21 protein-coding genes and 1 riboswitch are annotated in these 26873 nt (G+C 33.1%); all 21 genes read right to left on the minus strand.

Annotated features, from left to right (window positions below):
• Nucleotides 1-199 precede the first annotated feature (199 nt).
• Nucleotides 200-1558, minus strand: coding sequence for an MATE family efflux transporter (locus M2475_RS08160; protein ID WP_277490752.1), 1359 nt, complete (start codon nt 1556-1558; stop codon nt 200-202).
• A gap of 68 nt (nt 1559-1626) precedes the next feature.
• Nucleotides 1627-2802 (minus strand): cation:proton antiporter, encoded by a 1176-nt coding sequence (locus M2475_RS08165; RefSeq protein WP_277490753.1) that lies wholly within the window; start codon nt 2800-2802, stop codon nt 1627-1629.
• A 38-nt stretch (nt 2803-2840) separates the two neighbouring features.
• A riboswitch (Fluoride riboswitch) is annotated at nt 2841-2910 on the minus strand.
• Between the two features lie 13 nt (nt 2911-2923).
• Nucleotides 2924-7135, minus strand: a complete 4212-nt coding sequence (locus M2475_RS08170; RefSeq protein WP_277490754.1) for an SdrD B-like domain-containing protein — start codon at nt 7133-7135, stop codon at nt 2924-2926.
• 119 nt (nt 7136-7254) lie between these two features.
• Nucleotides 7255-8157, minus strand: a complete 903-nt coding sequence (gene miaA, locus M2475_RS08175) for a tRNA (adenosine(37)-N6)-dimethylallyltransferase MiaA (protein ID WP_277490755.1) — start codon at nt 8155-8157, stop codon at nt 7255-7257.
• Nucleotides 8157-9998 (minus strand): DNA mismatch repair endonuclease MutL, encoded by a 1842-nt coding sequence (mutL, locus tag M2475_RS08180; protein ID WP_277490756.1) that lies wholly within the window; start codon nt 9996-9998, stop codon nt 8157-8159. The genes miaA and mutL overlap by 1 nt, the downstream gene beginning before the upstream one ends.
• 16 nt (nt 9999-10014) lie before the next feature.
• Nucleotides 10015-12531, minus strand: a complete 2517-nt coding sequence (gene mutS / locus M2475_RS08185; RefSeq protein WP_277490758.1) for a DNA mismatch repair protein MutS — start codon at nt 12529-12531, stop codon at nt 10015-10017.
• Between the two features lie 76 nt (nt 12532-12607).
• Nucleotides 12608-13000 carry a hypothetical protein gene (locus M2475_RS08190; protein ID WP_277490762.1) on the minus strand — a complete coding sequence of 131 codons (393 nt, stop codon included), beginning with the start codon at nt 12998-13000 and terminating at the stop codon, nt 12608-12610.
• Nucleotides 13001-13132: 132 nt separating this feature from the next.
• Nucleotides 13133-13921: a DUF6612 family protein gene (locus M2475_RS08195; protein ID WP_277490763.1), complete on the minus strand. Its 789-nt coding sequence runs from the start codon at nt 13919-13921 to the stop codon at nt 13133-13135.
• Between the two features lie 800 nt (nt 13922-14721).
• A complete protein-coding gene (locus tag M2475_RS08200; RefSeq protein WP_277490765.1) occupies nt 14722-17178 on the minus strand; it encodes a transglutaminase domain-containing protein in 2457 nt (818 codons plus the stop codon).
• A 56-nt stretch (nt 17179-17234) separates the two neighbouring features.
• Complete coding sequence (locus tag M2475_RS08205; protein WP_277490767.1) at nt 17235-17948, minus strand: hypothetical protein; 714 nt, start codon at nt 17946-17948, stop codon at nt 17235-17237.
• Nucleotides 17941-18414, minus strand: a complete 474-nt coding sequence (locus M2475_RS08210; protein WP_277490769.1) for a sigma-70 family RNA polymerase sigma factor — start codon at nt 18412-18414, stop codon at nt 17941-17943. Before M2475_RS08210 ends, M2475_RS08205 begins: the two co-directional genes overlap by 8 nt.
• A gap of 120 nt (nt 18415-18534) precedes the next feature.
• A complete protein-coding gene (locus M2475_RS08215) occupies nt 18535-18831 on the minus strand; it encodes a septum formation initiator family protein (protein ID WP_277490771.1) in 297 nt (98 codons plus the stop codon).
• 53 nt (nt 18832-18884) lie between these two features.
• The gene (locus tag M2475_RS08220) at nt 18885-19025 is read right to left on the minus strand and encodes a hypothetical protein (protein ID WP_277490773.1); all 141 of its coding nucleotides are present in this window, start codon (nt 19023-19025) and stop codon (nt 18885-18887) included.
• Between the two features lie 56 nt (nt 19026-19081).
• Nucleotides 19082-19351, minus strand: coding sequence for an RNA-binding S4 domain-containing protein (locus tag M2475_RS08225; protein WP_277490774.1), 270 nt, complete (start codon nt 19349-19351; stop codon nt 19082-19084).
• A 9-nt stretch (nt 19352-19360) separates the two neighbouring features.
• Nucleotides 19361-22705: a transcription-repair coupling factor gene (gene mfd, locus M2475_RS08230; protein ID WP_277490776.1), complete on the minus strand. Its 3345-nt coding sequence runs from the start codon at nt 22703-22705 to the stop codon at nt 19361-19363.
• 7 nt (nt 22706-22712) lie between these two features.
• Nucleotides 22713-23273: an aminoacyl-tRNA hydrolase gene (gene pth / locus M2475_RS08235; protein WP_277490778.1), complete on the minus strand. Its 561-nt coding sequence runs from the start codon at nt 23271-23273 to the stop codon at nt 22713-22715.
• A gap of 11 nt (nt 23274-23284) precedes the next feature.
• Complete coding sequence (locus M2475_RS08240) at nt 23285-23539, minus strand: hypothetical protein (RefSeq protein ID WP_277490780.1); 255 nt, start codon at nt 23537-23539, stop codon at nt 23285-23287.
• Between the two features lie 268 nt (nt 23540-23807).
• Nucleotides 23808-24146, minus strand: coding sequence for a hypothetical protein (locus tag M2475_RS08245; protein ID WP_277490782.1), 339 nt, complete (start codon nt 24144-24146; stop codon nt 23808-23810).
• 203 nt (nt 24147-24349) lie between these two features.
• Nucleotides 24350-25075: a GntR family transcriptional regulator gene (locus M2475_RS08250; protein ID WP_277490783.1), complete on the minus strand. Its 726-nt coding sequence runs from the start codon at nt 25073-25075 to the stop codon at nt 24350-24352.
• Nucleotides 25076-25188: 113 nt separating this feature from the next.
• Nucleotides 25189-26004 (minus strand): PTS system mannose/fructose/sorbose family transporter subunit IID, encoded by an 816-nt coding sequence (locus tag M2475_RS08255; RefSeq protein ID WP_277490785.1) that lies wholly within the window; start codon nt 26002-26004, stop codon nt 25189-25191.
• 9 nt (nt 26005-26013) lie between these two features.
• Entirely contained in the window at nt 26014-26772 is a 759-nt protein-coding gene (locus tag M2475_RS08260) for a PTS sugar transporter subunit IIC (protein ID WP_277490787.1), read from the minus strand.
• Nucleotides 26773-26873: the final 101 nt, after the last annotated feature.

The following is a 26873-nucleotide window of genomic DNA, read 5'->3' on the forward strand; positions in this document are numbered from 1 at the left end:
CCCTTATCCATTCTTGACTCGCCTTATGTGATTCGTATTCCTCGGGTCGGTAGTTTGCACTCCAACTTCCTTCAGATTCCACCTCGCGATGGACACCCTTGTCTTCGGCTACGGGTTAGCGACTACACCCCCCACAGTGGACTTTCACCACTAGATATATGCCATGCCTAGCACACCAAAAAAAGTAAAATCAAAGATTTTACTTTTCGGTTTCCAAAATAGCTATTTCACTATGATATATTTTATAAAATAAATAAATACACAAGCCTAAAGATACCACTTCCGCAATCGGAAAAGCGAACCACACCATATGCACATTTTGGGTTTGTGCAAGTAAATATGCAGCTGGTAATAATACGACAAGTTGTCGTATTACTGAACTAAATAAACTCAACATTCCATGTCCCAAAGCTTGAAAGGTTGTAGATAAGACAATACTCACAGCCGCAAGAACAAAATGAACACTAATGATTCTAAGCCCAATTACACCAATTTTAAGCATCTCTTTTGATGGTGAGAAAAAGCCTAGTAATACATCTGGGAACAATTGAAATAACAATACTCCCAAACTCATAATAACAACTGCATAGATACAACCCAACCGAATTGTCTGGGTAATGCGTTGTTGATTTCTAGCTCCATAGTTATATGAAACAATAGGGATAATTCCATTATTCAAGCCAAAGATAGGCATAAAGATAAACCCTTGTAACTTAATATAAACACCACCAAAAAAAGCAGCTGCACTTTTGGTAAAAGACATCAAGATCTGATTCATACCAAAGGACATAATGGATCCAATTGAAACCATGATAATCGATGGAAAACCAATCCCATAAATTTTACGAATTATATGTAAATCAGGTTTATACTTTCTTAAATTAAAATCTACATCATGATTAAACTTCAAATTAAAAAACAATGCTAGAATAGCAGCAATAATCTGTCCTGTGATTGTCGCAATCGCTGCTCCTTCAATTCCCATAGCTGGAATAAATCCATAACCAAAGATAAACAATGGATCTAGAATAATATTAATAATAGCACCTAAGCCTTGTGTACACATTGTATACAGTGTTCTTCCCGTTGCCTGCAATAATCTTTCAAAGGCAATTTCTAAAAAGATCCCAAAACCAAAAATCGTACATATTTGTAAATACTTTGTTCCTAATTTGGCTATTTCGCTACTTGTATTTTGAATAGAAAAATAGTATTCACTACCAAGCAATCCAAAAACTAAAAACAACAAGGAACTGATAAACATAATAAGAACCCCACTACTAGCTACACGATTCGCTTTATCAAATGACTTTCTCCCTAGATACCTAGATAGTAAAGCATTGATTCCAACCCCTGTACCAGTAGCGATGGCAATCATCAAATTTTGAATTGGATATGCCAAAGACACCGCTGTTAATGCATCTTCACTAATCTGTGCCACAAACGCACTATCCACAATATTGTAAAGTGCCTGAATCAACATCGAGACCATCATTGGTAATGACATAGTAATTAATAAACGGTTAATTGGCATCGTACCCATTTTATTTTCTTGCATATATTCCCCCTATTAAACTACGTTATTATACCAAACACCACTGTGATGTAAACCCTTTTTTCATTTATCTATTTAATCAATAACGTTTTATAGGTGCGATCAATGAGAAACGCTCCAATCGGAGCTGTTAATAGAATCGAGAGTATCGATACTGCTAAGACAACTTCACCACAAGCCAATCCCATACTAAGGGGCAAAGCACCAATCGCTGCTTGGACTGTTGCTTTTGGTGCATAGGCAATCATGGTAAACAAGCGCTCATTTTTCTTTAATGGTGTTTTCACAAGACAAAGCATTACGCCAACCATTCTAAACATCAAGCCAAAGGCTAAAACAAGAATAACTGCAAACCCAATAATTTCAAGATAAGAAATATCAATCTTCGTTCCTACCAAAACAAAAAGCAATATTTCTGCACCACTCCAAAGACGGCTATAACGTACTTCTAAACGGTTTGCTAATGATGGATAATACTGATGCATTGCCAATCCCATCGCCATAATTGCTAATAACGAAGACATTGGAACATACATTTGAATTACTTCTTGTACTTCCAACAAAATAAAGGAAATACTAAGCATTATAAGTACTTTCCATGAATCACGAAGATGGAAACATTTACATAACTTCACCAAAAGATATCCAACTATTAATCCAGTGATGATCCCAACAACAATAGAAATTGGTACTCTTACAAAATCCAAAACATCCATACTACCACTCTTCAACAAAGATGTGAATGCCGTAAACATTACAATTACAAATACATCATCCACCGATGCTCCAGCCATAATCATCTGAGGAATACCTTGTTTTACCCCATATCCTTCTTTCATAAGCTTCAACATCCGTGGCACAATAACAGCAGGTGAAACAGCTGCCAATACTGCACCTAGCACTGCCGATTCTAAAATACTAAGTCCCAACAAGGTTGGACCAATGATGATAACTCCTAAGATTTCAAAACAAGCAGGAACAAAACACATCAAAAGCGCTGGTCTTCCAACTTTTTTTAATTCCTTGATATCTAATGATAATCCTGCTCTCGTTAAAATCACAACCAAGGCAAACTGACGTAATTCATCTGAAATCTTTAAAACCTGTCCATCGATGATATCTAAAACATAGGGACCTAATATAACTCCTGCGATCATCATTCCAACTAGTCCTGGTAGTTTTAATTTTTGAAAAATAGAACTTAATAACATACCAAATAAAAATATCCATGCGAAACTTATAAACATATTGTACCTCCAATAAAAAAAGCTAATGTCCTACACTAAAAAGTATAGAAATCATCAGCTTTCGCGGTTTAGATAAATATCTAGGGAGATTTCATTCCCTGTTATTTAGTATACACCTTTTTTATTTTTTGTCCAATGGTTTCCGCTTATAAACAAGAAACCCTAATGAGCCAACAACCAATCCTACCCAAAGCATATAATTTGTATAATCCCCTGTAGCAATACTATTGGCAATATTTGAAATCATACTACCTGCTTTATCTGGTTTTTTATTTACATCATTTTTCACAAGCTTATCGTTTGTTACTGTATAACTCAACTTAAATGTTTTAATATCTTTGATTGATAGTTCATATGTCTTATCACTTTTCTTATAATCTTTTGGTGCTTTTACTTCTTTAAGTTCATAATCACCAGCTTTGATTTTTTCATACGTGATTTCTCCATCTTCATCACTCACTTGATTATCCCCAACAGCAGTACCATTTTTTGAAAGCATAAACTCTGCCCCTTGCAAGCGTTTATTATCTTTCTCATCTTCTTTGATAATTGTTAAATCATAATAAGGTTGTAACCCTAGATTTTGATCAGATACACTTACATTCGCTGCAATTGAAATCTTATCACTTAATATCGTATCTTCATGGAAGATGGATACATCATTATTAGCAATACCTCGTGTTGTTGAAACAAACTTAGGCGCACATTTTAAATATTCTTCATATTCTTCATTGATGCTTATTTGAACATAGTATTCACCAGGATCAACCTCTGTAAAGATAAATCCTCCATCACTTTCAATATCAGCTTCATCAATAACTGTATGTGTATTATCCAATAATTCTACTTTTAAGATTTGAATATCATTATCATCTACATTATCACTGAATACTTGATCACCTGCATTAGCATTGTATACACTATCATAATCTAAATCATAGAAGATAGAACCTGAAATTGTTTGGTTTGATTGATACATACCAAGATCATTATTCATATCGTTTACACCACTTTTAAATTCCAACACACCACTTTCCCATACACCTTCATCTTCATTGAGGGTGAATATGTTACCATCTGGTGAAGTCCCTTTTGGTGACACAAAATATCCTGTCTTTGGTGTTGCAACCATCTTATATTTTCCAGGTTTTATTTGATACATTGCATATCTTCCACTTGTATTTGTTGACGCTGTATATTTCTCAGTCGTTTCTTTTTCATCATTATCAAGACGAATAAGTGTCATTTCATAATTACTAATGCCTTTTTCATTCGCATCGTATTGACCATTGGCATTTTCATCATTCCATACAAGATCTCCAATATTCAATATACGGTAGAATCCAGCATCAACATTGATACGTTTTTCACCTTCAGCAATTACAACATCTGCTGCTGCTTTTTCTTTTGTATCATCCCAATCAACAAAATCATTGTTTACATCATCACTACCAACATTTGGTTTAGACAAATAATATTGAGGACCCATAAATTCTAATTCCACTGTATATTTTCCAGGGAATAAACCTGTAAATTCATAATGCCCATCCATACCAGTTATCGTTTCAGCGACAATATCACCTTTCGCATCAAGTAGTTTTACTGGTACATTCTTAAACAATGGTTCATCTACATCTTTCATGTCATTTCCATTTGTATCTTCCCAAGCTACTCCTGATATTTGTGCATTTGCTTCATATGTCGATGAATAAATTCCTGACTTATATGGTTCTCCAGGAATAATATACGTTCCTGTATCTAACTTTCCACCATATGCAACACTATTCCATGCCACTTTTACTTTATTCGTTGGTTTTGGCATTTTCATTTTCACGATAAATTCAATAGATTCACTTTGATCTAAGTTTTTAATATCTATACGCAAAGCATTAGCATCACGATAACTAGCATCATTAGCACTACCATTAAAGTTTACCCATGTATTATAATCGGTTGTAAAATCAGTTAGATCATCTGCATTTTTATCATATACAGCATCTTCACTAAATGCATATTCAACACTGGCTCCACTACTTGTAGTATAAGAGAGTGATAAAAATTCAGGTACTAGAGTAGAATTCTTTGGTGTATCTGTTACAACTAAAGAATCTGATAATTCTGGTAACATATCAATGATTCTTAATTGGGCAAATTTTGAACTACTATTATTCTTAACACTAATTTTATAATATACTTCTTGGTTTGTAAGACTATTCCAATCTGCTTCTGTTAGATTAATATTATTTGCGTAGTCAACACCATTTAACGATGCTTCTTTACTCACTTCAAGATCTACATGCTGTAAGAAGTTTACTGTTTGATATCTACTACCATGAGAATCAACAGGCACTGTCCCTACTGTTTCTATATTAGTTGGATATGTTGTATGTACATATTTTTGATTTTCATTTTCAGAAGCAAAATATGCATAATAAGTTGCACTAGTTCCACTTTTTGCTACTGCTGTAATACGTACCGCATATTGATTGTTGTAGTAACTTCTAGGAATATCGCGATTATAATGCACAATAACAAGTGTTCTTCCACCCGAAATCGATCTCGTTTCAAACGTTGCATCTGGTGCATTGTTTGGATTTACCAATTCTACTTTTTTAAAATCAACATTAGATGGTAAGATGAAATATCCAGCTCCTGAAAGTAAATCTCCACTTCCATCTACATTATTCATATTGATTGTATATGTGAATGTATCGCCGATTGCTGGATTTCTTGGACTATACATAGAATCCCAATCATTTGATAGTAGTGGATTCGATAATCCCAACCCTGCTCCACGTTCAATATAAGTTGTCGTAAATGTACGAACATTTTTATCATCTTCTTCTTTTATATCTGTAAAACTTGTAGCCCCAACATCCTTTTGTTTTCCATAAATACGCAATGTGTTGGTAAGACCATCATTTAACCCTTCGGTTTTATTTTGAATTCCTAATAATGTATCAGCTTCCATTGTAATTACTACTTTTCCTGCTTCAATAGGAATCTCACTTGAACCATTATAATTAAAATCATATTTTACTTTGGTTACATATTCATCTGCTTCTAAATTTAAATCACTGATATTTATTTGACCACTTGCTGTATATTGTGAACTTACGGCTTTCCAACTTGTGTGTTTATTGGTTTGGTAAGATACTTTGGTTTTCACAACTTCTTTTAAAGAAGGATTTACACTTGTTTTAGCGTTCCAACTTATTTTAGCGAATCTTAAAGCATCAAAATATTCACTTTCATTTGCTAATGGATCATCTACTAAATAAACATCTTTCAGATCAGCTTCTGGACGTAATTCTAACTCATAAATCACTTTTTGTCCTGATTCACGAATAACCGTTGAAGATCCTTCTTTTCTAAAGAATACAGTTCCATCAGAAGCCGTTCCAGACCCTAATGGATATACAATATCTTTTACTTCTCCCTTTTCCACTACTGGTGTTCCTACACCATCTCTTACTCCTGTATACGTAACTTTAATAATTCTTTCATCTTCTGCTTCTACAAAATCATATTTATAATTCAATACGATTGTCTGTACTGTTCCAATGGTTTGAAGTACACCAATTGGTACTTCAATATATTTTCCATTACTATCATTTTGAATTGGATAATTTGTCCCATTATACATTGCACTGTATAAAATAATATCCTCAGGTAAATCTATTCGCACACTTGCATTTACATGATCCAATCCTCCAACTCGTAATTCTGGTGTTAAATCAATCGTTGCAGTATGTACAACATGTGCCCATTTATCTTCTTTTCTAAGCGATAAAATTGGTGTTTGTTGTTCTTTTACTTCCAACGTTACACTAGAACTAAGTGGCTGATTTACATTCGCATTATTTGCACTTACTTTTAATACAGGTGTAAACGTACGTAATGCAACATCCGTTGGATATTTACCTGCTTTATACGCCATTTCAAAATCCATTAAAAATAGCTTCGCTACCCGAATATCTGCATTCCCACTAATCGTTATTGTTTGCCCTGTTTGGGTAATCGTAAACGCACTACTGGTTGGCATTTTTTTAATTTCTACACTCTCTGGAATATCAAATGATAGATTCAAATTTTGAATTCCATTTTGATTTTCTAACTCTTCACTAATAGCTACACTATTAATCTGTAATTGTAAAACAAATGTCTCTCCAGGTTGTACAATCGTTTTATCAAATTTTACTTGTGTATCAACATTTGCAATCTTTTCCGTTCTTGTTTGACCTTCTTGCGAGAAAGCTGGTGTGACCATCTGTGCAATCACGATAAACAAACTTGCAAGAAATACATAAATTCTTTTTTTATTCTTTTTCATATTCAACGCTCCTCAACGTTTAGACAGAAATTTTTGGCAATTCGTTCATTTATTTTTTAAGTTCGACAATGTCGAACATTTTATCTATTATTTCATCAAGAAAAAAGAGCATACGCTCTTTAGTTTAACCATGTTTCAATATCATTTTCCAACTTCTTTTTAAAGTCACTTGTAATATCATACCAGTGAACTGGCAGTTGATTATGAAACCATGTATATTGTCGTTTCGCAAAATTACGAGTATGCTTTTGAATCAGTGCTACGGTATCTTCAAAAGAAACTTCCTTTTTATAATACCCTAACCATTCTTTATAACCGATTCCCTGCATACTTTGTAAATTGAAATCTGCTTCTGAAGTAATGAGATTCATAACTTCTTGCTCTAATCCTTGATCCATCATCTTTAACACTCGCTCATTGATTCGCTCATAGAGGAGTGGTCGATCCATTGTTAGACCAACAATCCAAGCGTCATAGAGTAAAGTGTGTTCTTGCTTTGCAATTACATCACTTTTCTTATGCCCTAGATGATTCATCATTAAAGCTCGTTTTACTCGCTTACGATTATTTGGATGTAAATCCTTAGCAGCATCTTCATCAACCTCACATAACTTCTCATATAAGGTATCATTGCTTAATTGCTCTAACGCTTTATCATAATCTTCATCGATTTCTTCATCATGAAATATATAATCATATAATAAGGATTTAATGTACAATCCTGTTCCACCACAAATGATTGGTAGCTTTCCTTTTGCCAATATTTCATCGATACAAACTCTTGCCTTTTCTTGAAATATCTTCACATTATACTCTTCTTTATATGAAATCATATCAACTAAATAATGTTTAATCCCCTGCATTTCTTCAGGTAGTATCTTAGCACTACCAATGGTAAGTTCTTTATAACATTGATATGCATCTCCACTGATAATTTCACCATTATACCGCTTTGCCAAATCAATGCTTAATCCCGTTTTTCCAACTCCAGTTGGACCTACTATAACAAGTACTTTTTTCATTACTTAACTCTTAAAAAATCCTTTTCTAATTCTTTTAGTGTCAATTCAATCAATGTAGGTCGTCCATGAGGACAGTGGAATGGTTGTTCACATTTCCTTAAATCTTCAAGAACTTGTTTCATCTCTTCCATATTTAATGTGCGATTAAAACGAATAGAAGAATGACATGCCATAGAAGCAAGTGCATGTTTACGAAGTTGTTCAATATTAATCTCTTCATTTTTTAAATATAAATCAATCATATCTTGAATAAACTTTTCTTCTTCTACATCACTTACCCAAATCGGCAATGAGCGAACTACAAACGCATTGTCACCAAATACTTCTAGATGAATACCAATTTGATTCAATAAAGCATTCATATCATCTACTTGTTGAACCGCTTGCATAGTTGATTCAATTGTTAAAGGAACTAATAAATCTTGTTTATCTTTTACACCTCGTAATAAAGCTTTTTGAATTTGTTCATAATGATAACGTTCTTGAGCAGCATGTTGATCAATGATATATAGACCTTCATCACCTTGGGCTAGAATATAACACTTATGTAATTGTGCAAGAACAAACATATTTGGAAAAGAAGGATTGATTGCTTCTTCTACAATCTCTTCTACTGTTTCTAGCACTTCTTCTACTTCCACTTCTGCTGGTTTCACTTCTTCTTTTATTGTTTCAATTACTTCATTACTTACTTCTTCAACCGGATCTACATCCGTTTTAACATATGGTCGAAAGCTTTCATTTACTTCCTTATGAAGTTTTTGTGGAGTAATCGTATCACTTTGTTGGTATTGAAAATCAAAGCTTGGTGTATCTACCTTTTCAAAACGTTCTTGACGAACTACTTTATTTACTTCAAGTTTTTCACGCAATGCTTCACCTAACGATTCTTTAATTAAATATTCCAACTGTTTTTCTTTTGATAAACGAATCTCCCATTTACTTGGATGTACATTTACATCAACCAATTGAGGATCCATTTGAATATTTAAAACGGCGATAGGATAACGATCATTTGGAATATATGGCGCATATGCATCTGTAATCGCTTTTTGTAAGCGATAAGAGCGAATCATTCGATTGTTCACAAACAACAACATATAGTACTTTGTCGCCCTTGTATGTGAAGGTTGTACAATATACCCATGTAACTTATAATCTTGATCATCAGCATTTACTTCAATGGCAGCTTTGGCAATATCACGTCCATAAATATTCATTATCACTTCTTGCGTATTTCCATTTCCACTACTCATAAACGATCTTTTTTCATCATTCATTAAAGTAAAAGAAATATTTGGATATGCCAATGCAAATTTTTGCACAACATCACTGATTAATGAATATTCATATTGTGCTGTTTTTAAATGCTTAAACCGTGCTGGTGTTCTTTGAAATAAATTTTTCACAATGATTTGAGTTCCTTTAGGAGTACCTATTGGTCCTGCTTTCACTAGCTTTCCATAATCAATTTCCACAAGTGTCGCTTCCTCACCATTGTTTGTCTTCAACTCTACATGAGCAACTGATGCAATAGAAGGTAGTGCTTCACCACGAAATCCCATTGTTGAAATCTTCCAAAGATCTTGAACATCTTTAATCTTACTTGTTGCATGACGTTCAAAAGCAAGCGTTGCATCAGCAGCACTCATCCCATCACCATTGTCAATAACCATCATCTGCTCAATACCACCTTGCTTTGTTTGAATCTCAATCACTGTTGCGTTCGCATCGATTGCATTTTCCACAAGCTCTTTGATAACACCAACGGGTCTTTCAACTACTTCACCAGCCGCAATCATATTGGTTAAATGGGGATCTAAGCGCTGAATTTTACTCATAATAACACCTCATTTCTTATTGTTTCTTCAATTCATTTAAAAAATTCAATGCCTCTAAAGGCGTCATTTGATCAACATTAGCTTGATCTAATAAATTTACAATTGCTTTCGCATGCGTATCTTCTTTTTGAATATTCTCACGCATCTCCACATGTAAATCAACTTCTTCTTTTTGCACATTCGCAAGAATTTGCTGTGCTCTATCCAATACTGCTGAAGGTAGTTTTGCTAAACGGGCAACATTCACTCCATAAGATTTATCAGCTCTTCCTTCTTTAATCTTATAAAGGAAGATGACTTCATCATCTACTTCTTCAACATCTACTGTTAAATTCTTAATTCCGCTATATTTATCTTCCAATGCTGTTAACTCATGATAATGTGTAGAAAACAACGTCTTTGCTTTGGTATGTTCATGGATATATTCCAACATTGCATATGCCAATGACATTCCATCATATGTTGATGTTCCTCGACCAATCTCATCAAATAAAATTAAGGAATTATCCGTAGCGTTCTGTAATGCATAATTTGCTTCCATCATTTCCACCATAAAGGTTGAATGACCACTCATAATATCATCACTAGCTCCAATTCTTGTGAAGATTTTATCGAAAATTGGTAACTCACATGTCTGAGCAGGAACAAAACATCCAATTTGTGCCATGATGACGGTCAATGCTACCTGTCGCATATATGTCGATTTACCACCCATATTCGGTCCTGTAATAATCATGATTTGATCTTCTTCTCGCATTTCTAAATCATTCGCTACATACCTTTTTTCTTTCATTGTCTTATCTAAGATAGGATGACGATTTTCCACTAGTTTCACCTCATGTGCTTTGGTAAAGACAGGACGTATATAACCATTTTCACTTGCTACAACACTCATTGCATACAACGCATCAATGCAAGAAATAGCCTTTGCTAACTCATGCAATTTAGGTAAGTAGATACGAATCATTTCTAATAATTGCTGATATAATTCATTCTCTAAACGAACTGCCTTTTCCTCAGAGTGTAAAATCATATCTTCTTTTTCTTTTAACTCAGCCGTAATAAAACGCTCTGCATTCGCCAACGTTTGCTTTCGCTCATATCCAAATTCATCTTTAATCTTATTTAAATTTCCACTACGTACTTCAATATAATATCCAAAGATTCGATTATATCCTATCTTCAAAGATGTTACACCTGTACGTTCTCGCTCTTTTGCTTCAAGATCTAAAATAAACTTTTTCCCAGAATTCTTAATTGTTCGATATTCATCCAATTCTTTATGATATCCATCAACAAAAACTCCACCATCTTTAACATTTACAGGTGGTTCTTCCACAAGAATTCCATCTAACTTTTCAAACAAATCATGACATACATCCACAGTTGCAAACTCTTTATATGCTCCACAGTCTTTAAAAATATCCATGACCATCGGTGCATAACGCAGAGTAGAAATAAGCCTTAAAATATCTCTAGGATTTGCATTTCCATAAGCTATTTTAGCACTTAAGCGTTCCATATCATAAATGTTTGTTAAACATTCTTTTAACTCATCTTTCAATAAAAAGTTAAAGTTTAAAAATTCAATTGCATCCAATCGTTGATTAATCTTAGCTTCATTAATTAATGGATACGTTATCCATTTCTTTAACGTTCTACTTCCCATACTTGTTTTCGTATGATCCATAAAACTCCACAACGTTTGAGACTTTGAATTCGTTCTTACGGGTTGAATCAATTCTAAATTTAATTTTGTAGAGTAATCCATCTGTAAGAACAATTCATCTTGAATAAGTTCTACCCTTCCTAGATGCGACATATGACGTTTTTGTGTATTATCTAAATAATTACTTAAAATAGCAAATCCTGTTTTTATATGCTCATCATCAATACCTTCAATTAAATCAAAATATTCTTTCTTCAATACAATATTATTTTCATTTGATATTGTAATCGCACCCAAATTTTCAATCATCTTGATTGCCTTCTTATCAAAAAATTCCTGTACTACCACTTCACGTACATTCATCGATAACAATGTTTTTTGGAGGGATTGCAAGCTACGATCAATCGTTTTAGCACTCACCTCACCACAAGTCATTTCACAAAAGGTAACAGCAAACCCATACTTAAAATCATAAACCGATGCAATATACGCATTATCCATTGCATCATTGGCTTCTTCCATGATTGTTCCAGGCGTTACGATCTTCACCACATCACGCTTTACTATCTTTCCAGCACTAGCATCTTCCATCTGTTCAACAATCGCAACCTTATACCCTTTTTGTGTCAGTCTTTGAATATAACCTGTTGCAGCATGGTATGGAATTCCACACATCGGAATCCGCTCTTCCACCCCAGCATTCCTACCAGTAAGAACCAAATCCAATTCATTTGACGCCGTCTTTGCATCATCAAAAAACATCTCATAAAAATCCCCTAAGCGATAAAAAACAATACAATCCTGTAAGTTTTTCTTCACCTCTAAATATTGCTGCATCATCGGTGTATATTTCTTTTCTGACATAACTTCTCCTTCTTCTATAACTATCATATTATACCATAAATATTGCTATCCCTCTGGCACAAAAAGAAAAAGAGTATTACTCTTTTCCTTGATAATTATTAATTAAATCCCAAAGCTTTTCAGCCGCTTTTTCATCTACTGTACTTTTCATATCATCATCATTTTTTGAACTCTCATAACCAATCGTTCCATCTTGATAAATAAAGTACGTATCCATTTCTCCATCTCTTTGAATATAAATAGCAACAAAATCCGTAGTTGTTTCTTCAAAGTCATCTTTAAACTCTAAGCCATCCAAATCTTCAACAAACTTTTCATAATCATTTTCATCTACTGGAATCGATTCCATCGATCCACTATCATCTACGGCTCGATTAATTGCCATACCTTCAATATCATCCACATTCACACTACTAGAACCACATCCAACTAAACCAATAAACAATAATCCTATTATTAGCTTTTTCATAAGTTCTCCTTCCTTGGTATTTTTCTAAATTGTATCATACCATTTTATATAATAGAAAGAATTGCTATGAATAAACATATTAAAAACCTCATAAGTTTAATTTTTTCCTTATGAGGTTTCTTTACTTCAATATTAATTATTCATATCTTTGAAATCTTTAAAGTCTGGGAAATCAATATCTTTATTCTTAAAGCTATCATACTTAATGTTAGCTGCCATTGATACTTCTCCCTTTTCTCCAAGATATTCCATTGTTACTTTAAATGTAATATCTTGTTCTTTAATATAACCATCTTTATTGATTACATACTTAATTTTATAATTTTTGATATCCATATTCTCTTCATCAAATGAACTACTTCCCATCGTATCTTCCATTTGTTCCATTACCAATTCTTTAATTTCATCATCTTTTAATTCAATTGTAACAATTTTATCATCACCATCTTTTTTCATTTTAATACTATCAATTTGTTCTTCCACTAATAGTGCAAGATTTGTTTGCTCTTGCAATGAATCTAATTCTGTAAATTCTGAATCATCCATCTTCACTTTATATCCTGACATTTCCATATATACATTTCCATCTTTAATATAAACGGTTGCCTTTTGATTTGTCTTTGACATTGTCATGTCCAATTCCATCATACCTTCTAATTTATCCATATCACCTAAATTATTAAAGATAAAATCATAATTCATTGTAATCTCTTCACTCTCATCATCAACTTCAGCTTTCATTTCAAGTTCCATTGTTCCAGCATTTGAATCTGCTTCATTTGTTTTCTTCATTGCTGTCTCTAATTCTTTAATCATGTCTTTTTTGCTTACTTTTTCTCCATCTCCTGAAGAACCAGAACACCCTACCATTCCAACTAAGCAAATAACTGCTAATGCCAAACTCATTATTCTCTTTTTCATAATCTCCTCCTATTGGTTTTTATACCTTTTCTTTCAAGACATCTTTCTTTTTTTACGTCTTTCACCAATAACACACGATTCAATTACAAAAAGTTTCAACAAGTTTTATTTTTTTAATAATTTTAATTAATCAAGTTTTTTATAAATAATGCCTAATCGAGTAGGAGGTAACTGATTAATTCAGTTACCGACCTCTCACACCACCGTACGCTCTCAACTTACACGGTTAATTTTACACTCCCAAAGTTAAATTAGAAAGTGTCTACGTTTAAGTTGTCCACTTTCTTGACATAGTACCACTTTGCTCATTGCGCATTACCGCAACTTCTTAACTACTACGACGCTTGCTGACTTCTCACTATTCGTTGTTACTACGATATTTCTATCGCTAGTGAGACCTCCTAGGGTAAGGTCATATATCTTTCTTACCATGTACCCGCCACATTTACATTTCAAGCACTCTTTAGCCTATTGGAACTTCGGATCGTTTGGCACCCTTATCCATTCTTGACTCGCCTTATGTGATTCGTATTCCTCGGGTCGGTAGTTTGCACTCCAACTTCCTTCAGATTCCACCTCGCGATGGACACCCTTGTCTTCGGCTACGGGTTAGCGACTACACCCCCCACAGTGGACTTTCACCACTAGATATATGCCATGCCTAGCACACCAAAAACAGGCAATATTTAAGAAAATATTGCCTGTATCTTATTTTCCCTTCTTCCTAACCTTCTTCACAATCACAATTCCAAGTGTTAATCCCAATGCACCACCAATTATACTTGCTACTTTTATATTCATTATTTTGTAAGGTATATTACACCTAAGTAATATGTTCCTTTCAAATCTTCATTTCCTGTTTTCTCAATTACTTTCTTAGCGATAGCATAGAACTCATCATCACTAATATTATAGTTTGTACGAAGCATCGTTGATCCTTTTTCATTGTATTCTTTAACTAATTGATCCACGATTTCATCCGTGCTATAAAATTTATCATTGTAATGATAGTATTCTTTATCTTCACTTGTAGCAACATATTTTGATAATTCTGAATTCATAATATATAAATCATCTTCTACCAATACTTTGTTTGCTAAAGAATCTGGGATATTAAATAATGCATTTACAATAAATTCATTATCATTGTTTGTTACATCTAATGATAACCATTCATCATCAATCTTCACTCTATTCCATGCATGAGGAAGTGTACCATCTAAGTTTCCTGTAACAACGATACTTTCCAATCCTGCTTCATCTGCTAATAACTTGAAAGCTGCTGCATAACTAGCACATACCCCTTTGTTGTTGATAAGAATTCCATATGCAGTAAATGAATCATTGTATTTTTCATCTACCTTCTTAAAGTTATTCTTCTCTGCACTCTTAAGTGCATCTGTATCATACTCTGCTGTTGAACAAAGATATTTATTAATCGCTTCTTCTTTTTCCAAATCAGTCATATCATCTTTGATGATTTCTTTCACAACTTCTTTTACTTTTTCTTGAACTTCTTTTTGTTTTGAACGTTGTGTGCTTGCATCATCATCATAGATAATTGTTACATTGTTATTTTTCGCATCATAACGAATTCCTTTGACACCTAATACAAGTGGATTTTGATACAATGCTTCATACCAAGCATCCAATAGATATTCCTTATCTGATGCTTCTTTGAATTCATCTAAATTCACAGTTGTATTTCCATTCAACATTTGAATTGCCAAATACTCTGATAATGCATTGGAAGCAAATACATCATATTTTTCATCACGTACTTCTTCTGCAACTTCTTCACTCTCTTCTGTTTTACCATCCAGATTTGAATCCTTGTTTACCGTACCTGTCTTATCTCTTAATCCATCTTGACGTTTCTTTAATTCTTTCAATTCTTTCTTGTAACTATCTTTATCATAGTTTTGAACTTCTGCATACCCCTTAATTGGTGTACCCTCAACATTGAATTGAATAGATAATACTGGAACTGTTTTTACTTCTTCCAAAATCATTTTTCCATTTTCATCCAAAACAGCTTTCCCATCATCATCTGCTTTATAGTAATGAACTGTTGTACGTGTTTCTTTCACATTCTTGATATCATAAGTTACCAATTTTTGTGTAACTTTTCCATCTCCCATTCTCACCCATACGTGTGATGATAATAGGTTAATTTCTTTATCTACAGTTGTTTTTGCCTTGTCATTATAACTAGGTCTAATGCCACCTTCGTTCATGTAAGTCGCAGCATCCACTGGTGTTTGTTTAGCAGCTACCTTTTTATCAATAAAGTTACTTACTTTTGAAGTCCCTTTTTTACTTACTGCAATAACCCCAATGTATTTATTCTTCTCTTTATCATAGTCACTTTCTGGATCATAAGTAGATTCTTTCACGAATTGTTCTTTATCTATCTCACCATCTTTTAGTTTCTTCTTTAGTTCATTATAATATTCATCTTCACCACCACCGAATGAAATTCTAAAGTTACGATTATTTTTCGATGGATCTTTTTCATTTACATCTTTCCATACTGTTTCTGTTGTTGTATCGATAATAGAAATATATGGTCTTGATTCTGGATTTTCAATATTTTCATCAAAAGAGAAAATAATGTATTCTTCAGCACCTTTTACTTTATCCCACTCAAGGGTTGCAAAACCATCTTCTGAAATATAGAATTGTACATTTGGTGCGCCATTAATTTCGGTTTTAATACTAAAAACCGTTACTTGAGGTTTCTCAAATTTTTCACCAGTCTCTAAATCATAATGTTGAACTAAATAATATTGTTGAGCATTTCCCCAATCCGCATATTCTCCTTGATCATTTAATTTTCCACCAAATTCTTTATCAGGAATCGCATACTTCGCTTCTCTTGCTGGTGTTACACTTAACGTTGATAATTCCCCTTCTTTTTCACTCTTATCAAGTATCCACTGTGCTCCTACTTCTTTTGTAAGATCTGAATCTGAATATACTTCTACTAATTCAGTCCATTTTTTTACTCCCATGTCTGCAAATTTTTGATTATCAATTTTATACTTAAAAGCATGGTCTCTTTCTAAATCATACATTGGATCTGTATAATCATACTTTTCTTCTTGTGCATATTTTGCTTTGATATCCGCTGTGACATCTTTATTTGAAGTTTGCTTCTCTTTTTCACCTTCACCACCACAACCACTGATTAAAATCACAATTGCAAATAATCCTGTTACTACTCGTTTACTCAATTTCTTTATTTCTCTTTTCATTTTCTCCTCCGTATGCCCTCTTTTATTTTGACACTAGTTCTCTTTAAAACGTTCCCTTATTTCACAAATTTCACTAAAAATGTAATGAAATCCTCTTGTGTCATATTCTCTGTCTTAATCGAATACAATTTACCTTCATCAATATATTTGGCAACAAACTCTTCATTTACTTTATTATAACGAAGTGCTAATTCTTGCTTATCGATTGTAGAGTTTGTATTTAATGTACCCTCATCTTCCTTTTCATAGGTTACATAAATACGTTCATCGCCTTTCGTGTATTCATTCACTACTTTCACATTTGTAAGTTGCTCACCATCATATAAACATTCAATTTTGGTTTGAGAATTTGTAAAACCTTTTGGTACCTCAATCGTAATGATTTCCCCATAAAATTCTTTCACATCCGCATCACTACCAGCTTTTGTTATATAGCTTTTTAAATCACTAGATAAATCGTTATCACTAATTGAATGCGTTGCAAAGTTCAATTCTCCATTTTCAAGTTTGACCTTATCTACCATTTTTCCTGCCTGTAATTCGGTTTTAATCAATTCACCCGATGATCCACCTTGGCTTAAGATTCCAATGGCTAAAATCACTGCCGCCATTCCTCCAAGTAATGAAAAAATAACTGGGCGTCTGAAAAATCCAACTTTTTTCTTTTCTGCTTGTTTTTCTTGTTCCTCTTTCATCAAGAGCGACGTTTCTGTAATCAGCTCTTTGGGAACTTCGATTTCATCATATGCTTCTTTGTACTTATCAAGCATCTAAATCACGCTCCATTCTTTTTTTCAGATTTTCTCGTGCTCGCGATAACCTTGTCTTTATTGTAGATTCATTAGTGTCCAACAGCTTTGCAATATCCGCAATGGAGTACTGTTCATAATAAAATAAATGTATTACAACTTTGTACTTCTCATCCAGCTCTTGTACATAATAGAATACTTCATGATGTGTTGGATCCTCAAAGGGAATCTCAACCACCAATTCCTGCTTATTCGCATTGTAACGATTTTTAAAAAAGTCTTTACAACAATTAATCGTTACTCTGATTAACCAGGCTTTCAGATGCTCATCACTTTCAAAATCCTTCTGATATTTTACTAAGCGTAAGAATACTTCTTGAAAAATATCCTTTGCATCATCGGGATTTTTTACTTGTGACATTGCAACTTTATACACGGTATTCGCATGCAGCTCTAAAATTTTGTCACAGTCCATCTCTTTTCTCATTCCTTTTCCCTCAACTTGTTATCTATTATTTATATGTGGCTCTTTGTATCCCTTCGTAATTCATACGAATGAATGAAAGAAAAAGTTTCATAATAAAAAAGAAGTTTTTTAACTTCCCTTTTACTTCTCTTCCGTTGGTAATTTAAAAACCTGTTCACCATCTTCTTTTGTAAGCATATATTTTCCTCTAGCATAGTGAATAATATACTCTTTATTATTTAAATTTGATTTCTCTTTTTGTAATTTCTCTTTTTGCTTACTTAATTCAGCTTTCTCTTTCTTCGCTTCTGAAATATCCGCTCTTAAAGTGAAAGTCGTGTTTATCTCTTTCACAACTTCCATAATACAATATCCAGAAACTACTATCATTATCAACATAATGATATACCTTGAAGGATTTTTCTTCTTTTCTTTCATATAACCACCATCTACCTTTTATACTAATGCATTATTTAAAAAAACTCAAGGTTTTATAAACCATATAATTCATCACGAACATCTAACAATTCTAGATATGTCATTGTTTTTAATTCTTCTTTCGTATAAGAATTATTAGGCATATTTAAGATTTCATTTACCAATACTTCTAAATCTATTGTTTCTGTTTCCATCATATCCTCCCATTACTTTATACAAGTAATTTCTACTTCTTATCTCTACAATATCGTTATTCTGTTTTCTTTTCAATGAATTTTTCATCCACCACTTCAAACATCAATGTAGCATCATTTTTCGATACTTGTTTTGGGGTATCCAAAACCTTCACGGTCAACTCACGGTTACCAAAAAAAATCGTGATTATATCTCCATACTTTACATCTGTACTAGGTTTTGCTTTTCTACCATTGACGATTACCCGATCTTGATCGGCTAATTCCTTGGATACACTTCTTCTTTTTAAAATTCTTGCAACCTTTAAATATTTATCTAAGCGCATATCTTCTCCTTATAGTTTCTTACATTGGGCAATAAACTCAATGATAATATCTAAATAATCTTTTATTTTCTTTAAACTAACACTAATCTTTTGATTCGTGTATTTAATCTTTAAATCTTTGGAAATCGTTGTCGCCATTTCAAATAACTTCACTCCATCGATTTCATCACTCCAAGCTTTCGTAAAAATAACGCGAACATCTTTTTCATTTTCTTTAAAACTTTCTACATATTCTTCATTCACTAATAAATCTAAACGTTTTTTATCAAATAATAACGCTACAGCTTTGGGAAGTTTTCCATATAAATCTTCCGTTTCCTGTTTCAATGTTTTTAATTCTTGATTATTTTTTACACCATCGATTTGTTGGTATAACGTAATCTTTTCAAAATCTTCTTCTTCAAATTTATGAGGAATGTAAGCATCTACTTTCACATTGGTACGAGCAATTTCAACTTCTTTCTTTACTGGGATTCCCTTGCTTTCAGAAATAGCTTCATTTAGCATTTCCATATACATGTCAATCCCAACTGTATCAATGAATCCTGCTTGTCTAGGACCTAACATTTCTCCTGCTCCACGAATGGTTAAATCACGTAAAGCAATTTGATATCCTGATCCAAGTGCAGCAAACTCTTTCATTGATTTTAATCGTTTGGTAGCAATTTCACTTAATTGCTTATGTGGTGCATACATCAAATATGCATATGCCAAGCGATCACTTCTTCCTACCCGTCCTTTAATTTGATACAACTGACTTAATCCAAAGCGATCTGCATCCTCTACCAAGATGGTGTTCGCATTAGGAATATCTATCCCTGTTTCAATGATTGTTGTACAAACTAAAACATCATATTCTTTGTTCGTAAACTTATACATTACATCTTCAATGTCTTCTTTACTCATCTGCCCATGGGCTACAGCTACACGAATTCCTTTAATTTCATTGAGTAGCTTATTGGCAACATTGTATATTTCTTTTACTTTATTAAACAGATAGAACACTTGCCCATTTCTTGATAATTCACGTTCTATAATCTCTTTGATTAACGATACATCTTTCTCTACAACATATGTTTGAACACTCACCCGATTCATCGGTGGTGTTGTTAGTTGTGAGAGCGAGCGAATACCCACCAACGACATCTGTAATGTCCTTGGAATTGGTGTGGCACTTAAAGATAAAACATCAATGGTATTTTTTAATTCTTTGATTTTTTCTTTATGCTCTACACCAAAACGTTGTTCTTCATCAATAATCAAAAGACCAAGATCTTTAAAGACAATATCTTTGGATAACAAACGATGTGTACCTATCAAAATATCAATCTTACCTTCTTTTAAATCTTTTTTTATCTGGGTTGTTTCTTTTTGAGAAACAAAACGATTTACAACTTTAATCGTAACCGGAAAGTTTCGAAATCTTCTTACTACCGTATTTAAATGTTGCAAACTAAGAATCGTGGTGGGACATAAGAACGCTACCTGTTTATTATCCATGACTGCCTTAAACGCTCCACGTAAAGCAACTTCGGTTTTCCCAAAACCAACATCTCCACAAAGCAAACGATCCATTGGAGCTTCTGATTCCATATCCGCTTTAATCTCTTTAATCGCGGTTGCTTGATCTTTGGTTAATTCATAATCAAAATCTGCTTCAAATGCTCGTTGCATTTCATCATCCTTACGAAAAGCAAACCCTATCTTTTTATCTCGTAAAGCATATAGCTTTACTAAGCGATCTGCTAACTCTTTGATATTCTCACTAACTTTTGCTTTCGTCTTCTCCCAATCCTTAGTACCCAAACGATTTAATTTAGGACTAGCTCCTTCTTTTGATACAAACTTCCTTACCAACCGAAACTGTTCAAGTGGAATAAATAAGATATCATTTCCTTTGTATGCTACCTTTAAATAATCTTTATGAATACCATCTTTTTCTTTATTGATGATTCCTAAATATTGTCCAACACCATATAGTTTATGAACAATGTAATCACCTTTTTCTAAATCTTGATAATGATTTAGTACTTCTGCTCCTTTAAACTTATTATCATATTTTGCTTTATAATGTACAACATCAAAGAGCTCTTTACTCGTATAAACAGCAATTTTCTCTTTATTTGCAATAAACCCTTCAACAAGAGGAAAGCTTATAAATTCTGCCTCTATATCCATCTTTGTATCCATGATTATCTCTTTCTCTAAATCATTTACACTAAGATATATCTTGTATCCTTGATGTAGGTTTTTTATATTCGCTAGTTTTTTATCTAAACTAATGTTCAAGATTGCTAACTCATTGATTCCTGATACAATTGGTTTTCGCATATTTACAAAGGTATGAATATGCATATCCTTTTTAGTAAATTCATAAAACTCAAAAGCAACTGTATAAATTGGTAACAATTCCTGTAAGTTTGACATTTCTTGTATATATGTAATATTTTCTTTAACAACTTTTTGATGATAATCCAAACATTCTTCATAACTACTCAAAACAATAAAATCACTATTACAATAATCTTTAATACTGTAGGTGTGATCTAACAAACTATAATAGTTTTTGAAATGTGGTGTTTTTTGATGTGCTTCTAAGTTTTCAATTTCTTCTTCAACAAGCTCATTATTTTTAAATTTAGAACGCAGTGTATCTGCAATCTTCGTGATATCATGTTGTTCAAACAGGATATCACTTGCACAGATAATCGTTGCTTCATTCATTGTTTTGATTGTTTTCTTGGTTGCAATATCAAAGAAGCGAATGCTATCGATTACATTATCAAAGAATTCGATTCGCAAAGGAAGGTCATAATTCATTGAAAACACATCAATGATTCCTCCTCGGCTAGCAAAGGTAAGTGGTTGATCTACATAGGTAACTCGCTCATAACCACTCTCTACCAACAATTGCTTTAATTCCTCTATTTCAATCTCTTTATCAATTGTTACTTCTATTGCATGTTTTCTAAATACTTCAGGATTTGGTAGAAAACTTGTAAAGGCACTCACGTGGGTAATACAGATTATATCCTCTTCTTGAAGCAAGCGATGTAATACTTCTACCTTATTTGCTGTTACTTCTCCAGAAGCCGCTAAAGCTTCAATACGCATGCTCTCTTCAACGCCAAAAAGCAGCACTTTGTCTTTTATGAGGGGGGTTAAGCTCTCATATAACTTTTGTGCTGTATATAAATTATGTTTCACAATTAGCATCGGTCGCTTTCGCTTTTGATAAGCACTTGCAATCATCATCGTCTCTTCAATCAAAGAAAGATTTCCTAATTGATTGCTTTTGTTATCAAATGCTTGAAATGCTTCATTGTGTGCTAATGTCTTAAAAAGTTGTTCCATAATTACCTCACTTTTTATTAAACTTAGCCATCACTAAATTAAAATCTTCATTTACACTTTCAATCGCTGCTTTTGCGGCATCGACAATTGCTGTTTGGAAAACTCCAAGATCTTCTTTACTTACTTTCCCAAGTACATAATCCACGGTTGGAATAACCGGATCTTTTCCTATTCCTACACGTATTCGTCTAAGTTCTTGAGTTCCTAAATGCTGAAGGATACTCTTCACTCCTTTTTGCCCGCCTGCACTTCCTTGTTCACGCAAACGTAGCTTTCCAACTGGTAAATCTAAATCATCATAAATAACTAAGATATCTTCTATATCGATATTAAAATAATCCACCACTGCTCGTACACTTTCACCAGAGTTATTCATATACGTCTGTGGTTTTAATAAAATTACTTTTTCCCCTTTGATAAACGTTTGGGCATACAATCCTTTAAATTTTTTTTGATCAATATCAACACCCAAGGATTTAGCAATTTCATCCATCACCATAAACCCTGCATTGTGACGAGTTTTCTCATATTGCTTTCCTGGGTTTCCTAAACCTACAATTAATTTCATATACACCTCTTCTATTTAACGTGTTTCTTTCGAACACGTGCAATCTCTTCTTGAATCTGTCGATATTGGACACAGATAATCTCATTGATTTCATCAATGCTAAGATTTTTATTGGCCACAATAGAAATAGAAAGATCACTTTGTACGATAACAGATATCTGTCCTTCGCGTAAACGAATGGAACGAATCAAATCGTAAATAAGTTCTTCTTTCTCTGGTTTTCCAGTATATCTACTAGTGATAATTACTCTTTCTTTGCTAGCCATCTATATCCTTCTTTCTACTCACTACATTTTACTATAGGCTACCTGTTTCTTCAATTTAAAAGGTATCTTTCTTTTTACTAAGTGTAAAAATAACTGCATGTTTTACCATCCAGTTATCTCTAGTGTTTCTATATCTTAATCCTTTTCTACCATTTCTTCAAGTATATTCTATATCTTTTTTTTGCCTTCGTAGTTTTCTTGATACTTAAAAATCTTTTCACCAAAATACAGTGAACATATGCTTCTAATTACTTACAAAATTTATCCATCATACCCCAAAATGAATGATGTATTTCTTTTCTTCAATAGCTTTTTCTATTAACGCAAGCAATTCTTGCTCTTCCTTTGTTTGTGCTGCTTCTTCAACAACCTCATAAAACAATGGTAAAGACCGTGGTGGAATAATTGTTACTCCAGCTCTTGCAAGCGCTGTATTTGGACTATCCAATCGATGCCAGAAAGTATTCATATCCTCAAGCTGATCCGCCCAAAAGCTTACATAATAATCTAATATTCTAATACGTTTATAGTTTTTTGCATCTGCAAAACTATATTCATTATTTCTTCTTACCTTGTCAATAATAGCAAAATCGTTATACAGTTCCATAGATCCTCCTTCATATATCTTAAAAAAGTATCCTTCCCCTTGAACCTGATGTTCACCATTTTCATATATCATTATAGCAAAACATAACCAAATAATATAGATGAATATATATTTATCCTTTTTTTATCGATTTAGAAATACAAAAACACGTATTACATTTCATATAGAACACATAAAAAAGGAGCATACATGCTCCTACTAGCTTATTTATTTACCGAATACCGCAAGGTATACTTTTCTCCATTGATATAACAAATTGTAAATTCAATGGGACGTGTATATTTATCAAACGATGTATTTTCCATAATCAAAGCTGTCGCTTCTTTTTTATGGAAAAGAATGTCTGCATAATCATCATGTATGACTTGTGTATATACTTTTTGGTATACATGATTTAATTCTATTCCAAATTGTTCATAAAATACTCGATAGAGTGATTCATCATTAAATTCATAATCCAATATTCCTTCCAATATCGATGCATTTAAATATGCTTTTTCAATTAGAACCGGATGTTCATCTGCATAACGAAGACGCTCTAAAAGAACCACTTTACTACCAACCGCTACTTTTAAATTCTCGGCTACTTTTGCACTTGCTTCTTCATAGCTAAAATTCAATACTTTGGTTTTCGTCGTGTATCCTTGGGCTTTCATCGTTTCTTTCCAACCTGAAGATATATTCATTGTTTTTTCATAATTAGAACGATTTACAAAGGTTCCTTTTCCTTTAATTCGAAATAAAATACCATTTGTAACCAACTCATCAATTGCTTTTCGAACAGTCATTCTACTCGTTTGGAATTGGGTACAAAACTGATCCTCACTTGAGATAACCATTCCTTGTTGTAATCTTCCATCCCTAATACAATCCATAATATAGTTCTGAATTTTCTTATAGATTGGAATATCCTTTTCTGTCTTTTTCAAAATGCTTCCTCTTTTCATATATACTACTTGTATATATATTTTATAAAATTATTGTTGGTTTTACAAATTTTTATCAATTTATAAGAAAAGAATATGGTTTTCCATATTCTTTTTTATGCTAGAACTAATAGTTCACTTAAACTTGCTACAACTGCAATTACGATAAAAATAAGGAATACTTTACCTATTTTTAAATTCTTTTTATCTAATAAATACCATGCAAATAGCGTTAATGCTAATGGTAATAAACAAGGCATAATACTATCTAAGATTCCTTGGAAAGTAATTTCCATATCACCAGAAACATAAGACCATCCTGATTGGGCAACAACATATTGTGCTGAAATTGCTCCAACAACAATTAACCCAATTAAATTAGCACCTCTAGTGATTGCATCTTTTTTACCACCTGCAAAGATCCAATCTGTTCCATTCATTCCTAATTTATATCCTCTGCTAAACAATAACCATGTACTAGGAACAATTACACCTAACCAAGCTAAACAATAAAATAGTGGTCCTGTTACATTTCCTTCGGCAGCTAATCCCATTGCTATAGAACATAAGATGGGACGTAAGGTACCACCAAACAATGAATCCCCAATCCCTGCAAATGGACCCATTAGTGCTGTTTTGGTACTTTGAATTAAATCGTCAGGGATTGCTTCTCCTTCAGCACGTTTTTCTTCCATTCCTAAAATAATTCCAGGAATAATTGATCCCATAGCTTCTTCGGTATTAAAGAATTGTGTATGTCTTTGTAGTAATGCAATCTTTTCTTCTTCATTATCATATAGCTTATCTGCTACCAATCCAAACATTCTTACAAAAGCAGGTGCCATCATACGTTCCATATTTTGACAACCAAGAGCAAATGTTATCCAGTTTCGATAACATTTACGAATATCTTTTTTATTTAACTTTGCCATAATGACCTCCTAATTTTCTGCTTTCTTTGCCGTAATCTGATAATCCATATATGCCACAAACACTGCCAAAATCGTAACGGCTACAATTGGCATCTTTAACACGGCAATCATGATGAATCCTACCAACACATAAATAAGTTCATGGTTTTGTTTCAATGTATATTTAATCAATAAACCAAATCCTACAGCTGGTAAAATACCTCCTAATACTTGGAATACAGTTCCTAATTGTTCTGGAATTAAAGCAATTAATTTAGGTACATAATCTGCCCCAAAATAACATGCGATAAAGATTGGAATAAAACGTACAATGAATTGTGAAATATTTGAATAAATAGGAATTCTTCTTGCTTGTATAATGTTTCCTTCAGCAATTAGTTTCTCTTGTCTATGAACAAAAACTGCATTGAAAGTTGCAACACTATAAATAGCTGCTACTCCTAATAAACTTAATGGTACTGAAATTGCTACTGCATATTCTGCTGAAGCTCCAGATACCATGGCAAGGGGAATCCCTATATAAGATGCAAAGTTTACATCCCCTGGCACTGACATACCTGGTGTTACCAATCCTACATATAGTGCTTGAATTGCAGCACCAATCATAATACCGTTTGTTATATCTCCTAATATCAAACCAATGATAGCTCCTGCTACAATTGGTCGTCCAATCATATTCCACCCTCCTACAGTACCAAAAAAGAAGGTACCATAAATTGATCCTAAATACCCAAATAAGGCGATCAATAAAGCTTGAATTAATGTCATATCATGTTCTCCTCGTATAATGTGTAGTGTAATCAGTTGGCTTTTCCAACTTGATTGTATTGTTCTTCTAATCTAAGATAATGAAGTGTTCTGGGAATAAG

It is taken from the genome of Breznakia sp. PF5-3, assembly GCF_029504745.1.
Lineage (GTDB): Bacteria > Bacillota_I > Bacilli_A > Erysipelotrichales > Erysipelotrichaceae > Breznakia.